Below are 16,491 nucleotides of genomic sequence, written 5' to 3'. Positions count from 1 at the left end.
TAAAAAAAAATCCTAAGCTTGCTTTGGAAAGGACAAAAAAATTAGTAAATCTATTTGCTCGATGGCAACTGGCTTATTCTAAATTATATTAGTTTTCCAAGTGATGCTCCGGTAGCTACGCAGAAAATATTTTTCCGGAAAATTTAGTAACGAGAATTCGGGAATTATTAATTGGATAGCAGTTAATATTGAATCCAATTTTTAATCCCCGAATTCAGGTTCATTACTTCTGCGAGAACCAAACCGGTTTGGTATGGTAATCGGGATCATTGCCACCAATGGTGGTCAACGATTCTCGGTTCCACACATATTCCGAGTTGAAGCGTGGGCGGAAGCGCTGCGCCAATTTACCACTGTTGTCGATGAACAAAGTAGCTGGCGGAGTGAATCCGGTGTAAACCGTATTGCTGTAATTGTACCGGCGCATGTCTGCCCAGGTTTCCAAAGCACCAATTACCCAGCAGGCGATGTATTTTTGCAACATGATGTCGCTCAGTTTCAAGGCATCGGCAGTTTGGGGTACAGCGGCACTGGTCATGTAGGCATCGCGGGCAGCAGCAGCTACCTTGGCCAGATCCATGTGCGCAATGATGCCTTTTTTGTAGGCATCGTACGCCAAAGCCTTGTCGCCCTTGATGAAGGCCGCTTCCGCTTTGATGAACTGAATCTCTGAATAAGTCACCAATGGATGATCGGACTTATCCGTAAAGAAATACTTGCCCGTAATGGTGGTCACTGCCGCCGATGGATTGGCGCCCCACATGTTGGGAATCCGCTTGGTATCGGTGTTGCTGGTAGTTGGGTCACCTTTGGTCGGTACAACGCCGCGGAAAACACCGTCAGCAGAAGCCGTGATCATCAAAGGCATCCGAGGATCTTTGACACCGCCAAAAACAGTACCGTCCAGCAAACTCAAAATATAAGCAGATGGGCGGAAATTGCCCAGGTTGTTGCGGGTAGGCCCGAAGAAATTCCCGTCCAGAGAGTTGGTTCCGGCGTGTGGTACGTTAAAATTGTCGGCATTGCTGGCTAGTGATTTGTCGCAATATTCGATCACCTTGGCTGGGTCGTAGCCCGCTTTGTTGGTCAAACGGTGGGCGTTGTGCGCCAAAACAGAATACACAAATTTGATCCACTTGCTGCGGTCACCTTTGTAGGTCAGGTCACCTCTGCCCAGGTTGGCTACGCTTATGTTGCCATCAGTGCGCGCAAGGTCGGTCAGCGCCTCGTTGGCCAAACGAACCACTTCTGTATACACATCTTGTTGACTGTCAAAATCAAATACGTAGCGGTTGGGTTCCCAAGCTTGCTTCAGAATGACTTCCCCGTGTACATCAGTTGTTGTTTGCCAGCTCCAGGCACGGATGGCTTTTGCTACTCCGACGTAATCCCACTGCTGCTTGGCGGTAGCTTGTTCGATGATGATGTCTACGTTTTTGCCAATTGACCAATAGTGGCTGCGCCATTTTTCGCCACCTGCATCGCTGGCTGGTACATACCCATGCAAATCCCAGGCATTGTTGGTAGAAACCAGTGCCCAGTTTTGGGTGTATTGCCCGGCAAAACGGATGTCAAAAGCCTCTCCCCGCGCCATTTGGGCCAACATTGGAGGCAAAATTGCAAACCCTTCGGCAACCTGAGGGTTGCTGGGGTCAAAGTTGATGTCCAGGTAATCGTTGCAACCATTGAAGACGAATAGACTCATCAACCCAATAAATGCAACTATGATTTTATTTTTCATGATTGAATTCGCTTTTGAGTTAAACTTTAAAATGTAATGCTGATGCCAGCTGATACCTGACGGGGCAAGGATGTTTTACCAAAATCCAGGCCATAGCCTCCTGCACCACCAGTGGCTGGGTTGGTCACACTGACGTATGGATCCGCACCAGTATAATTGGTGATCAACAACAAATCAGTACCGTTCACAAAGATGCTAAAATCTCTGATTGCTTTGGTTTTGCTCAGAATCTTGCTGGGGAAGGAATACCGCAAGGTTACATCCCGCAAGCGCAACCAGTTGATGTCTTTTTCCACAAAATCTTCGGGAGACAAAACCGTAGTGTAATAGGTTTCGTTGGCACTTGGCGTGATTTGCCTAGTGTTGACAGTAGGCGTTTCACTTTCTTCTTTGCCATCTCTCAATACACCTGGAATAACCCTTGCTACATCGCGGTCAAGCGTTTTTTTACTCAAACCGTTGCGCACCATATAGAGTTCGTTGCCATTGAAAATGTCCCCACCTTTGCGGATGTCAAGCAAGAAGGACAAGGTCAAACCTTTGTACCGGAAACTGTTGACCAAACCCACGGTGAAATCTGGGTTGCGGTCGCCAATGGGCAAGAAGTTGTTGTTGCGCAGCGGGAAGCCAGTAGTTGGGTCAATCAAGACCTGGCCTTTGCTGTTGCGCAAGTAGCTGAATCCGCCAATGGCTGTAGCCGAACCTGCACCACGACCATTCACTGGCTCGTAAAAACGGTTGGCTGGCTGATTGAAACGAGCAGCCAATAGCTCAACGTTGGTGAATGCACTGGCGCGTACGTTGTCGTAAGCCCAGGTATCTGAGTTGTAGTATTCCGACTGGTTGGCAGGCAGGTATATTACTTTGGTTTCATACTTGGTGAAGTTGATGTTCAGGTTCCACTCAAAGCCTTTGCCGCGAATCGGAGTCAGACCCAATTGCAATTCCGTACCTTTGGTACTCAGCTCGCCACCATTCAATAAACCAAAAATAAATCCGGTACCATAACTCAAACGTTGAGAGATGATCTGATCGATCAAGGTTTTGGAAAAGAAACTCGCCTCTATGGTAACTCTTCCCTTGAAGAAGCTCATTTCAGTTCCAAATTCATAACTTCTTACCGTTTCAGGCTTCAGGTTGGGGTTGTCACCAAAGAAGTCATACAAGAAACCGCCCCCTGTGGAGGTCTGTGGTACCAAACGTGCCCGGATTTTGAAAGGCGGTGCAGGGTTGCCCACTTCCGCAAAAGTTGCACGCAGTTTGAAATTGTCCAGTGCTTTGATCTTCCCTTTCATGAAGGGCATGTCCATGATGTTCCAGGCCAAACCAGCAGATGGATAAAAATAAGAACGGTTTTCAACGGGTAGGGTAGAAGACCAGTCGTTCCGTCCAGTTACGTTCAGCGTCAACCATCCTTCGTAGGTAAATCGAGCTTGTGCAAATGCACCGAGCAGGCGACTACGGGTCAGGATGGATCTGTTGCGCATGGTAATCGGATCAACGTTGTTGATGCTGTTGAAGTCTGGCAAAAACAATTTTTCGCCATACAATGAAGTCGTTTCGAAACGGCGGTCATCGATCGATCCACCCACCTGGATGCTGGTAGTTAGTTTGCCGAAAGATTTATTCACATTGGCAAAAAAGTTACTGTTGAGCAAACGGCCCAAGTCGGTGTAGTTTTCAATCCATCCACCCCGGCTGAAACCAATATTGGAGTAAGGATGGAAAAAGCGGTTGGCATTGGTGGTGTAAATATCGGCACCAAAACGGCCCACAAGACTCAACCAGGGGGTAACATCTGCGGTCAAACTAACATTCGCATTGGTGCGGTCGGTTTGATCTTGACGTGCGCTATTGTTCACGTTGAAGAACGGGTTGTCATTGTCTGTTCCGTTGGTAGCAGCAGGCAAAGTCAGAATTCTGGTTCCGTCAGCATTCTCATATTTACTCGCATCCTTGTCACTTGGGTAACGCACCAGGGCAGTCAGGTAACCTTCCGCGCCTCCAGGAGGCAGGATGTTGCGGTTGCGGGCATAGCTGAAACGACTGGTTGCTTTGAGCCATTTCAAAACTTGTGCTTCAGTATTCAAGGCAACGTTGACCTGCTGAAAACGGTTGGTTTGAATGATCCCCTTGCTGTCCAGGTAAGAAGAAGAGAGGCGGTAAGTCATGCGCTCGGTACCCCCTTCAAAGGCCAGGTCATGGCGCATGTTGCTGCCTCTTTGGTAAAAATTACCTACGTTGTCATAAAACTGCGTTCCATCCGCATATTTTGGGCCAAAATAGTCTGGGTCATTGACTTCAATTCCGCCGTTGCGGCCACGTCCGAATACTTTTTGAGTTTCAGGAAACAAATACAACTCAGAAGCTGCAAAGCGGTTGTTGTAAGTGATTTTTCCTGTTCCAGCTTTTCCTTTGCGGGTGGTGATGAGAAATACCCCGTTGGCGCCTTCGTTGCCATAAAGTGCAGCTGCTTCAGGGCCTTTCAGTACGGTAATATTTTCGATGTCATTGGCGTTCAATTCCGCTAAACGGCTGCCTACATCGTCTCGGTTGTTGTTTACGTTGCCGTTTACAGCGGTTGCATCCGAATGCAGGTTGTGCTGATCCAGGGTTCCGCTGTTAATGGGCAAACCGTCAACTACGAACAATGGTTGGTTGCTGCTGCCCAAAGAGTTTACGCCCCGCAGGTTGATGATCGATGAACCACCAGCTGCAGCCGAAACCGGAGTAAGGCTAAGCCCAGCTACCCGACCTTGCAAACTCAGGAATGGGTTGTCGCGTTGGGTGTTTAGCAAATCAGCTCCATCTACCCCCTGTGAAGAGTACGTCAAGGTCTTTTTGTTGGCCGTAATTCCCAAAGCAGTAATGGTTACGCCTTCCAGCAGATTAACTTCATCCTCCAACGCAACATTAATCACGGTTTGGTTGGTGATGGTAACCGTTTGGGCTTTAAAGCCAGTATAGCTGAATGCCAATACTGCACCAGTAGGAACGTCCAGATCAAATGCACCATCAATGTTTGTAACGGTTCCTTTGGTAGTGCCTTGCAAGAGGATACTTACCCCGGGCAATGCTTCGCCCTTGGTGTCGGTTACGGTTCCACTCACCTTTACTTGTGCGGTAGCGGATACCAGTACCCCGGTAATTAGAATTAGAACAGCCATCAACCTGCGAAGCAGGAAAGGTGTACTAGTGAGGTAATACTTAAGCATACTACTTCTGTTTTAATGAAAAGTTAGGTATTAGAATGTGCTGGCGAGCAGGCTTTTCTGCTCACGCTGCGGCTAAGTTTGCAGGTGAATACAAAGAGATTGAATGCAGCAATGGTTACTTTTTTTTAGATCTATTTGCCAGCACAAGAAGGAGGTGTAGATACTGCACGGGGATAAAGATATACGATTTTGGTATATTATTGTGTGAATTGAAATTTTTATTTGGGAATTTGGGGTTTGGGGTTTTGCGTAGCCGAAGGCGACTGATAAATAGTTACTATATTTTTTTAATAAATGCTCAAATATTTAGTGAACAACTTTCTACAATGGGCGTTTTTTACTTTTATAAGTATTACTATCTTTTTTTATTGTTGTTAAAATGATTTTGATGCATTTGTCACAATTTTCAGATTGAGCCATTTTAAGAGCACGCTACCTACCATTTTATCTGTCATTTCCTTATTTATTAAAATATTTACTCCAATGAAGCAACTATTACGCATGGGTATGGCGCTGTTGATGATCGGTTTAATCACTGCCTGCGATCCCGATGGTAAAGAAATTAATTTTCTACCTACTGCTGATGAGTACGATTCAGCAATGGTGCAAGACTGGATGGAACTTACGCTCAAGCTCACCAAAGAATCGGCAGGCTACACCCCTCCAGTAGCCGCCAGGATGTTTGGGTACGTTGGGTTGGCACTATTTGAGTCGGTTCGCCCCGGAATTCCTAAGGGGCTGAGTATGGCCGGACAGGTTTCGGGCTTGGAAGCTTCCAATTTGCCTAAAATTGATCCCAACCTGGAGTACCACTGGCCTTTGGTGGGCAATGCGGCTTTGGGCCAAATTGTAAATGCTTGTTATGCGCCCGCTACGGAACAGAATAAGTTCTTAATTGCCAGTTTGCAACAAAAACACAATGAATATTACCGGAATAAAATCCAAGATGACATTATCAAACGCTCTACTGAATACGGCATAGCGGTAGCCAATGCGATTGCCAATTATGCCAATAGTGATGGCCAACAATTTTGTTATCAGTCCAACTTTCCAGCTAGTTACACAGTACCTACGGGGGAAAGTTTTTGGGTCCCTACCGCGCCAGCTTTCCAAAAAATACCGCTCCAGCCTTTTTGGGGTAAAGTGCGGACTTTTTACCCCAATAATGCCGATGTATCACTGGTGCCTGCACCACCTACTTATTCTACCGACAAAACCTCTCCTTTTTATCAGCAAGCGTTGGAAGTGTACACGACCGTTAAAAACCTGACAGTAGAACAAAAAACCATCGCTGAATATTGGAGTGATGACCCAGGAAAAACCTTTACCCCACCTGGGCATTCTATTGCCATTACCCGGCAGGTTTTGGCCAAAGAAGAAGCCAACCTGGCAGTTGCCGCCGAGGCATTTGCCCGCGTTGGTATGGGCTTACACGATGCCTTTGTGTCGTGCTGGAATGCTAAGTACACCTATAATTTGATGCGGCCAATCACTTACGTCAAAGCTCAAATTGATGCCTCCTGGAATGCGCATCTGACCACGCCTCCTTTCCCTGAGTACACCTCGGGGCATTCCACCCAGTCGGGGGCAACGGCGCAAATTTTATCAGATTTATTCGGTTACAATTATGTCTTTACCGATCGTGCACACAAGGATCGGACCGACATCAACGGTAGCCCACGCAGCTTCAATACTTTTTTCGAATTTGCCAACGAGGCCGCCTTAAGCCGTTTGTACGGAGGGATTCACTACCGCGTAGGCAATGAACAAGGGCTTTTGCAAGGTATCCGGGTAGGAAAAAACATTAGCAAATTGAAATTCAGAGACCGCTAAATAAAGAGTAAAAAAGGCTGGCGCAGATTGATTCGCCAGCTATACACCCTGCTGGCACAAGTCTTTTGCAAGCAAAGAAAAACATTGGGCTACCGCTGGAGCGGCGTCTCCCGCTTGCATGAGTGTTTTATGGTCCTATTAATTCAAGTCTTGACTATTAATTAGCATTTAAGGTGCAAGTGCATAAAACGGCGCAAAGTGAACAGTAAAACCTTGCACACCAGACGTTTTGGTGGCGCAGCCGCTGGTCTCAGGACACTTGCACTAATTTATAGCCAAACAAGTCGGTGTACAAGATGAGGATAAGCTTTGTTTGGAAAGTTAACAATTGATTTGTTTACAGTTTTACAATTTTCGATTGAAACAGCCCCCCTGTAGTGTGTACTTCAAGCCAATAAATCTGAGCAGTTGGTAGGGTTTGTAGGTCAATAAGTATTGATCTTTCATTCAAACCAACTTTTGTCCATATTTTTCGCCCCAATCCATCGCTTAAGTGGATACTTTTGATGCGATCTTCTGCTTGAATACATTCCACCCAAGCCCAATCTTGTGCCGGGTTTGGATAGACCCGAATGCCTTCCTGGTACTGAATTTGTCTGCTGCTATAGGCAACTAACGGGATGACTGACAAAGGTATCCGAGGTTTCACTACATTGCCACAATCATCATCCATCGGTAATTTGAAGGTTTTGAGCACCGAGGAAGTGTCTTTTACCATATGGTCAAAACTGGAACCAAGCGTGGTACTTACCCATAATTGATCGCCATAACCTTTGGCCATGGTCATCGTAGCATCCATTTTTTTAGTTCCTATTGCGACTAAATCAATTAAAGCTCCGTCATTTAAGGCCAGAGTGCCTACTACCGCATCAATGGAGCCTTTACCCAGGCGGGCCTTTCCCCAATACACCGCAGTATCACTCACAAAAGTCAGTTTTTTAGTAGCAGCATCCAGGGGGCTATGATTAGGGAACCTAGTGTATGACACTCCATTTTGGACAAAATAATTCAAGCCCCCCATTTTGAGTTGATCTTTGCCAGCAACCAAATGGCTCAGGTGCAATCCTTCAATTTTTTTCACCCATTTAATGTTCCCATTGGCAGCAAATGCACTTAGATAGGTTTTGGGTTTAAGGGTGTCTAAAGACAGGCGGGGGGACAAGTGGTGAAAATAATCCAAGTGGGTATAACTCACGTAGTAGTTGCCGTTTTGGTCCAAAGTATATGCATCGGGTTTAAGGCCGATGTTCTCATTTTCCAAAGGCCTATAGATGGGCTTGATGGCCTTGAATTGCAGGTTGACGGTATCCAGTATCAAAAGAGCACTGCCAATTTTTTGGGTATTGAATGAAATGGGGATGTTGTCAAAATCAGCACTTTCCAAGCTGGTATTCACTACATTGAACAAAACCAGATTCCCTACGGGGGGCCAATTCATGGGAAGATTAAATTGATAATCTGGTTCTTGAGCATTGTAAGCTGCATACTGCTCAAAGCTTTGATAATGGCTTGGAAATGATTTATGACGCAACAATTGTCCTGAACTATTCAGTTGGATGACGAGTCCCTCATCCCGATCCCCAGCTTCAACTATCTGCGTTTCATCCATGTAAAAATTACCAGATTGGCGTGGACGGCGGGTAACAAAATACACAGCATTGCTCTTCCCCAATAAAATACTACCTCGGCTAAAATTGGGATAAGCTGCACCACTGTTAAATCCCCGATAAAAATAACGGACCCACAATACTTTGCCCTCCGGAGAAACTTTGACTATAAAAGCCCCTGGGCCAGGCGTGAGTGTACCAAAACCAGGTGCATAAGGTGCAGCCAAAGTTGCTGAACAGTACCCCAATAAATAGGTATTCTGCTCTGCATCTCCGATGGCTTGTTCAATAGCATAACTGGAAGGGAAGATTTCATATGAGGGTGTTTCTAATTGCCACAGTAACTTTCCGTTGCGGTCGTATTTTAGGGCATACCAACCTTGATCTCGTATCAGGTAGCGCCAGGGTTGATCAACACTTCGGAAAGTTCCGCCCAAAATTCGGCTACCGTACTGATCTTCATAAATCGTCCGATTATCCCGGTATTTGCGACTGTAGAGGCTATCGACATGCTGGTCGGGTTCATCGGCACAAGTTGTACCCAACGGTGTTTCTACCAATTTGCCCAAAACTTCCAGCGTATGGGCAATACTGTCCACACATCCCTCCTTGCTGTACGTGTAAAGTTTGACTTGCCGATAACCCGGGCGATTGAAACTGAGTTGGATCGGCACCCGCGTATCATTGTGCTCATAGTGTGCACCCCGGCTGAATTCCCAATAGTACTTGAAGCCAAAGATGCTTTGATTGTCCAGCGTGAGGGTATCGCCTACTAAGGTTTCAGCGCCAAGGAGTTTAAACTGAGCATCGGGGCGGCGTTGGTAAACATACAACGAGACACCGCTTGGATCTGCACATAAAAGATTGGCATGGCGTACAAAAACGCGGATTTCCAGCAACTTGAGGAGCGGAGGAGTGAACACTACTGGAATTTTTAATACATTTTCAGCGATGCAGGGCAATTCAATGATCCCGCCATTGCCCTTGACTTTGGGCAGGGAGGCGTCTGCCCAATATTCATATCCAACACGGCTGTTGCTTACCCGAATGTAGAATAATTTATCGATACAAACGGTATCATTGTTGATGACTTCGATACCAGGAATGCTGCTTATCAAGACAACTTCATAGGTTTGTTGAATCCGTTGATTGCCACAGCCATTGTTTACTATCGCCGTGACCCAATAAGTTTTGGGTCCTTCCAATTGGAGCCGCGCAGAAGCAGAAACGGTTAGATCGGTGCCATTACCAAAAAATGTACCACCACCACAACAGTCACTGTCCACAAAATAGCTCACCCCCACTTGGCTATTCAAGACCTTGAACAAAGGTTGGTCGACGCTGCACACACTGTCTTGGAGGGACTCACTTTCCAATTTGATGGAAAAGTAGTTGCTGACGTCAATGATTTGAATGGAGGAATCCCTTTGTAATCCATCCTTGACGACCAATTTGAGTTCATCCATTCGATTGGCTCCAGGTTGGTATTGTGGTGATGGCGCAGAGGAAAAAAAGACATTGTTTTTGTACCAAAGATATTGTCGATCTGGCTGGCTTTGATTGCTTAGTCGTACGGTGTCTTTGGTGCAAACGTCGCTTAAGTCAAAGTCAAAAAATGCTTTGGCAATAGATTTCCCCCCGGCGTTGGTCGTGAGGTACAATTGTTCTTGTCCTCCGCAAGCCCAGAGTTGGTTTTGATCATAAGGAATAATTTTTCCCATCCCACTTGGGTCAATCAGCGGCATCAACTCCCAACTTGTTCCTCGATTGCGGGTTTGGTACATGAATCCACTAGCATTCAGGTAGCCCATGTTGTCATTGACAAAATAGATATCGTTTGAAAGCTCTAAACGGGTTGAATTGCGGTTGCTTTTGACCCAGGTAGCGCCACTGTTCTGAGAGTAAAAAATGTCATTGTCGGGGGTTAATACAAACACACTAGTGGCGCTGATAGCAGAAATGTCCTTGATTTTAAAGGGAAGATTGTTAAGATTTGTCCAATTAACGCCGCCGTTGGAAGTGCGTTGTAAGCTGTTTTCTTCAGCCAGGTAAGCGTTTAGATTGTCCACAAAGTCCAGCGCGATGAAATTGCGTTCTTCTCTGTCTAGAAGCACATTCCAGGATGCCCCGCCATTGTTGGTTGCAATCACGCCGCTACTTAGCAAGGCATAACCCCGAGTAGGACTTACCGGGAACTCAAAATCCAGGGTTGCGATAAAAGTTTCGCCACCCAAAACCAAGTTGCGATGGTACACCACTTTCCAGTTTGCACCATTATCCGTGCTTGATAAAACGGCTGGTTCGCCATAAAAACCACCCAAAACCAGCAATTTATTTTTTTCAATTCCATGAACTGCCTGAGGGGTGAATCCCGCAGTGATGCTAACACGGTACCCGTTGTAATCAATGTTTTTTAAAACGTCGATAAAGCTTTTTTGAAATGTATAACCACTATCCAGCGTGGCACCCACCCATTTTTCACTCAATACATACCCTTCGGCAGCCGTGTAGAAGGAGGCGTCGATTAAGTCATTGAACTCGTCATTGCCCCTGTAAATATTTCGCCATTGGGCGACAGCGACTAGGGGCAGAAATAAAATAATGCTTAGCAGCAATGTTTTCATTTTGGGATTAATTGTGGGTGATGAGGCATTTTTTGAGCGCAATTCCTTGGCTGCAAATCATTCGCAGGAGGTACATGCCAGCAGGCAAATGAGACAGTTCAACTGGCGCTTGCAAGCTTAATCCAGTTTTTACCACTTGCCCGTTGAGCGTCAACAATTGCCAATGCAGCAAATCCAAGCCTCCCATGTCTACCCATAAATGCTGGCTGGCAGGTTGGGGATAAAGTTTGATGTGCTGTTGAAGATCAGCAGAAAGACTGCTAGTGTTGACCAATCGGCTAATGGGCAAACTTGTCTTTGAAGGCAAAACGGCCAGGGTTTGTCCACTGCGGTCGATTAATCGGATATTGCTGATGGACAAATTGACACCTTGCAGCGTAGGACGGATTTCGTTGCGATCCAACGCAAGATGCAGTTGACCAATTTGCCCAAATCCATTGCGATTTTGTTGGTCAGTTCGCACCAGCGCTACTTCAAGCTGATGTTTGGATAGATCATTACGTTGAATGGTCAAAAGGTCATCCCCCAATTTACCCAGCCAGGAAGAAGAAGCGCTGAAGCGCAAGCTTTGTTCATTTACTTCAGCAGGATTGTAGCCAATGCTAAAGGCGAGTCCATATACATTCGATGCTACTGTGGAAGTTGAGCCTAAATCAATGGACAGGGTTTGTGCAGCTAAACCGCGTAAAGTATCTTGACGAATGTTGAGCGGAGTGGCACCGGCTTTAAGCACTGGGGAGACTGCGGGAATTAATGCCTTGGTGTAACTGCGTTGCCAGTTTACAAAGATGGCAGAGGTGTCTTTATTTTCGATTCGACCAGTCCCATCGGTATCTATAAAAGCAAGGTCGAATCCTGTAATTATTTTGCCCCACAACTGGGTGGCTTGCGCCCGCCAATCGAGGCTGGAATTTGGCCGTGCGGCTCCTCTGTTCCCATGTGCTAAGCCAATGGGCAAAAGATCGAAATGATTCACCATTCCGTTGCGGTCGGTATCTCCGGGCCAAATGGCGGCTCGGATCTCAATCGAAGCAGCATAAGTTCGAATGGGCAGGGACTGGTTGTTTGCATCAAGAACTTCAAGAGCCAAGCTTTGCTCGTCAAAACTGATGTAGCCCGTATCAACTATATTTTGCGCTTGAAAACAAAGCTCAAAAAGGCTTTGGCGGGGAGTGGAAAATTTGGTCTCATTTTTTTTCGAAAAGTACAAAACACCCCTGTTGACATCATCAATGCCAAAATTTGAACTAAGCAGTTGAGGATCGATGATTTTGAAATGTTGGAAAGCGATTTTATCACTATTCCAACGTAAGGCAAATTGGATGCTGCTCAAATCCTGCAAATTGGCTAGTTCTACTTTGCTGCAAAATAACTCGCCATTCAATCGGCTACTGCTTTCCAAACTAAGCTGAGGAATCGAGTCGTTAGCCACGAGGCAGGTTCTTGCGTTGAGATTTTCCAGTACAGCTTCACAACCTCGGGTATCCGTAACGGTCACACTGTACAACTGATTATTGGCAATTTTAATCCGACTTTTTCCAGTACTTATTGCGTAAGTTCCTTCGCTCCAGTCAAAGGCATAACGCCCTCTACCACCGCTGACATTGACCAGAATGGTCGCAGAATCTGCCTGTTGAGGATCACAGGTCACGATGGCTTGCAAATTGACTCCAGAACCAGTTGGAGAGGGATTCAAGTTGATCAAGGCTTCAATGCTATCTTTTTGCCCATCAACCGCTATCAGGTGGTAAAACCCTGGCGTCAGATTGTTCAATTGGCTGGGTTTGAGCTTGCCATCGTTCCCCTTGATAAAAAAAGAATAAGGAGGAATGCCTCCTTTTACCGGCGCATTGATTTGGCCTATTCCACATTTTTGTACTGTGGTGCAAATTTGGTTAAACTGTAAGGCGTTCTTAGGCAAATCTTCTTTTAAAACCGCATTGACAGCGACGGTAGCTGGGAGATATTCCGCGTAGAATTCCGATGAAAAACTATAGGCTATTTCTGAAATGGATGGCCCGCCAATAGCGATTTTAGTACGTCTCGCCGAAGGGTCTATGACCAAAAAGTTAAGGGTGTATATCCGGGTGTCATCGGGAAGATTTTGCCCGACATAAAATGGATCTTGCCAGGAAAACCTGGACATTCCATTGACTGAGAAAAAAGGCGGTGCTTCGAAGCTGGTCTGAGGGAATATCGGGTTTCTGTTACTGATTTCAACGAGTTGCAACACCCGATTGTCCCAAACCGTTTGATAACCCAGTAACAAAACCTGCTTAAACCCTTTTACCCTGACATCAATGGCTAATGTATCACCGCTTACCGCTTGAGCTTGAGTAAGCATGAGATTGAAACAACCGGTGCTTTGGGCAGTTAAGGCAAATTGAATACAAAGCAGGATGGGAATAAGAAAGCGCAGTAACATGGGTCAGCGTTTAGCCAAGTGTAAAAACTAAGTTTAGACCCTGTAAAGATAATTGTTATATAATTCGATCAGCACTAAATGTAAAAATTTAACATTTTACCTGCGAAAATGTGTGAATAATGTAATTTTTCAAAAAAATCCTGTAACACTTACCTACTTAATACTTTTCATCTTTGTACTTAGGAATGGAAACGAAATAAAGTTACATTCTGACTGGGCTCTTTTTTGATTTGCTGCAAATCAGTCGCATTTTCGCTTTAAACAAAAATATTTACACATGCTGTAAGAAAAGGTATCGCATGCTGACGCACGTAGGCCTGGTGAATACCCAAATTACTCACGAAAATCAATAAGTTTGAAAACGTCCCATTTCACTTTAGAGTCCTTATACAAAACCTATGGCGCCAGGCTTTATGGTGTCGCAATGGAAATTGCGCCAAATAAAACCGCCGCAGAAAAAATGCTAATCGGTACATTTCAAAAAATACATCAACAAAAATTAGACCAGCAAAACGTCCTGCCACTTTACGTGGCTCTTGTTAAATTACTCATCCAGACAGCGCATGAACAACTTTATACTGGGCAATTAAAATACAATTTCCAGCTAAAGCAATTTGAAAATACCCCTTTGTTGCACAAACTAATTTGTGAGCAGATCAACTTGGAAAATTATTGTATCCAAAATAAACTCACACGTAGTGAAATGGCAAAAAAAATTCGCGAAGAGATCATGTCGTTGCGCGATTTAAAAAAAACAGACAATCAGATCAATCAAAAAAAGCATAATGTATGAATGATGCAACTCTATGCCAGAATTCTATAACGTATTTTAATTGTAAACCAATCATTTTTGCATTTTCAACAATCAATTGACGCGGGTTATGAAGCGGTCATTTCCTGTAAAACCAACCACAAAAAATGAAGACTATGAGTGATGTACAAAACTTGGCGAACGAAGACGCCATTGAAAAACTAAGGGATTTGATTGAACATACTCGGATAGCAATCCTTTGTTCAAACTTAACGAATATTCCTTTTTCTTCCTGCCCAATGGCGACCCAAAATGTAGATGAAGATACGGGGGTAATTTGGTTTTTTACCACCGTTACAAACAAACACGTCCATGAAATAAGTGTGGATAACCGGGTGCAACTCATTTATGCAGACAACAGCAATTCGTCTTACTTGACCCTATTTGGAGCAGCTGAAATTTCCGATGATCGCCAAAAGTTAGCAGAATTATGGAATCCGAATGCCAAAGTATGGTTTCAAGATGGTATAGACGATCCTAAACTTAGGTTGCTAAAAGTAACACCATCGGATGGCTTTTACTGGGATACTAAAAATGGCAAAATGGTTTCGTTCCTCAAGCGGATGACATCGTTGGCCACTGGTCAAACAATGGACGACAGTATAGAAGGAAGCTTAACCGTAAAAAATAATTTTTAATAAACCACCGTAAATTTAAACACATGCAAAACAACGAAAAATTGATTGATGCCCTTAATGAACTGGTACACATCAATTACGACCGCACTTTTGGTTACGAAAGGGCTTCTGAAGACGTAGAAGATGTTGACGTAGACTTGAAAACCCTTTTCAATAAAAATGCTGACCAAAGCCGTCATTACGCAAGCGAATTGCAACAAATTATCCGCAATTTGGGTGGCGAACCCGTTACAGACTCTACTACGCGTGGTAAACTGCACCGCGTTTGGATGGATTTCAAGGCTACCTTGACGGGGAAGGATCGCAAATCGGTATTGGATTCATGTGCGTTTGGAGATGAAGCGGCCATAAAGGCTTATGATGACGCATTGGAAACCGCTGCCCATTTACCTGACCACATTCGCCTGGAAATTGTAAAGCAGCAACAAGTGCTAAGAGCAGCGCACGACGTCATTCAGAATACCGCTGAATTGCAAAAGACCATGAGTTAAACTATTCCTCATATTCACTTCTACATCAATGCAGGGGCGAGCTCATCGTCCCTGCATTCTTTCTATTCATCAAGATCTACAGTGGCCAATATATCCGCCTGGCTGTTAGTGCACCACCACAGCACGCCAAGTACACCCACTTTTTTCTAAATTTATCATGAACGATACCTTTCGATTTTTAGGCAATTTCTTGTACAACAGGTGGCGGAATGTCATTGACTTTTTTCACTTGTTATACCAAGCAGCTATTGAGTTTAGCAATGACAATGCCTTGAAATTCAGTGCTTCGCTGTCTTATTATACGTTATTTTCCCTGGCGCCCATGCTCATCATCGTCATTGCGGTCAGCAGCATCTGGTTTGGCAAAGAAGCCGCCGAAGGATACTTATACCAGCAATTTGAAGGTTTATTGGGCACCACTGGCGCCTTGCAACTTCAAGAAATGATCAGCAATGCACATGTGTCCGGCAATACTCCCCTGGCCACCATCATCGGAATCCTCACCTTGGTTTTTGGAGCCACTGGAGTTTTTTTGGAAATACAAGACTCTATAAATGCCATTTGGAGCCTGAGAGCAAAGCCCAAACGCGGTTGGCTCAAATTCATTCAAAACCGCTTGCTTTCTTTTTCACTGATTGTTGGCATTGGTTTTTTGTTGTTGGTGTCGCTGGTCATCAGCGCCATGCTATCGGTCGTTTACGAATTTGTCAACCAACGTTTCGGTGACGTCGCCTGGCTGAGTTGGCTCATTTCCAACCTGATCAATGTGGGGGTAGTTGTGCTGCTTTTTGCCGTAATTTTTAAGGTACTGCCGGATGCTATCCTTAAATGGAGCGATGTAGGGGTTGGGGCATTGTTTACCACACTCTTGTTTTTATTGGGCAAATGGCTGATCAATTATTACCTCAGCCGCTCCAGCACCTTGTCTGTATATGGCGCAGCCGGGGCCGTCGTGCTGATTGTTTTGTGGGTCTATTATTCATCGGCCATCCTCTATTTCGGGGCTGAATTTACCAAAGTATATGCCAACAAATACGGTAGCAAAATCAGGCCTAACCGTTATTCCGTGTTTGTGGAAAAAAAAGAAATCCCGACCCAGGATCCTA

General features: G+C 45.1%; 9 protein-coding genes. 5 read left to right on the top strand and 4 right to left on the bottom strand.

The features are described 5' to 3' along the window. Positions 1-223: 223 nt before the first annotated feature. Positions 224-1,741 (bottom strand): SusD/RagB family nutrient-binding outer membrane lipoprotein, encoded by a 1,518-nt coding sequence (locus ABW391_RS16060; RefSeq protein WP_353482910.1) that lies wholly within the window; start codon positions 1,739-1,741, stop codon positions 224-226. 26 nt (positions 1,742-1,767) lie between these two features. After that, entirely contained in the window at positions 1,768-4,956 is a 3,189-nt protein-coding gene (locus ABW391_RS16055; RefSeq protein WP_353482909.1) for a SusC/RagA family TonB-linked outer membrane protein, read from the bottom strand. A gap of 483 nt (positions 4,957-5,439) precedes the next feature. On the opposite strand from ABW391_RS16055, the gene ABW391_RS16050 reads away from it, so the two are divergent. Continuing rightward, positions 5,440-6,789 (top strand): vanadium-dependent haloperoxidase, encoded by a 1,350-nt coding sequence (locus ABW391_RS16050; protein ID WP_353482908.1) that lies wholly within the window; start codon positions 5,440-5,442, stop codon positions 6,787-6,789. 337 nt (positions 6,790-7,126) lie between these two features. Here ABW391_RS16050 and ABW391_RS16045 read toward each other — a convergent pair whose 3' ends face one another. After that, positions 7,127-11,020, bottom strand: coding sequence for a hypothetical protein (locus ABW391_RS16045; protein WP_353482907.1), 3,894 nt, complete (start codon positions 11,018-11,020; stop codon positions 7,127-7,129). Between the two features lie 7 nt (positions 11,021-11,027). After that, positions 11,028-13,445: a T9SS type A sorting domain-containing protein gene (locus ABW391_RS16040; protein WP_353482906.1), complete on the bottom strand. Its 2,418-nt coding sequence runs from the start codon at positions 13,443-13,445 to the stop codon at positions 11,028-11,030. 355 nt (positions 13,446-13,800) lie between these two features. Between ABW391_RS16040 and ABW391_RS16035 the strand changes: the two genes are divergently transcribed. From ABW391_RS16035 to ABW391_RS16020, 4 genes are all read left to right on the top strand, one after another. After that, complete coding sequence (locus tag ABW391_RS16035; RefSeq protein WP_353482905.1) at positions 13,801-14,238, top strand: hypothetical protein; 438 nt, start codon at positions 13,801-13,803, stop codon at positions 14,236-14,238. Between the two features lie 134 nt (positions 14,239-14,372). Beyond that, positions 14,373-14,894 carry a pyridoxamine 5'-phosphate oxidase family protein gene (locus tag ABW391_RS16030; protein ID WP_353482904.1) on the top strand — a complete coding sequence of 174 codons (522 nt, stop codon included), beginning with the start codon at positions 14,373-14,375 and terminating at the stop codon, positions 14,892-14,894. A gap of 23 nt (positions 14,895-14,917) precedes the next feature. After that, positions 14,918-15,385 (top strand): ferritin-like domain-containing protein, encoded by a 468-nt coding sequence (locus ABW391_RS16025; RefSeq protein ID WP_353482903.1) that lies wholly within the window; start codon positions 14,918-14,920, stop codon positions 15,383-15,385. A 157-nt stretch (positions 15,386-15,542) separates the two neighbouring features. Further along, a partial coding sequence (locus ABW391_RS16020) for a YihY/virulence factor BrkB family protein (protein WP_353482902.1) occupies positions 15,543-16,491 on the top strand: 949 nt, incomplete at its 3' end.

It is taken from the genome of Haliscomenobacter sp. (assembly GCF_040403615.1).
Lineage (GTDB): Bacteria > Bacteroidota > Bacteroidia > Chitinophagales > Saprospiraceae > Haliscomenobacter.
The sequence above is the reverse complement of the archived record's forward strand: the minus strand, read 5'-3'. Positions and strand labels throughout refer to the sequence as shown.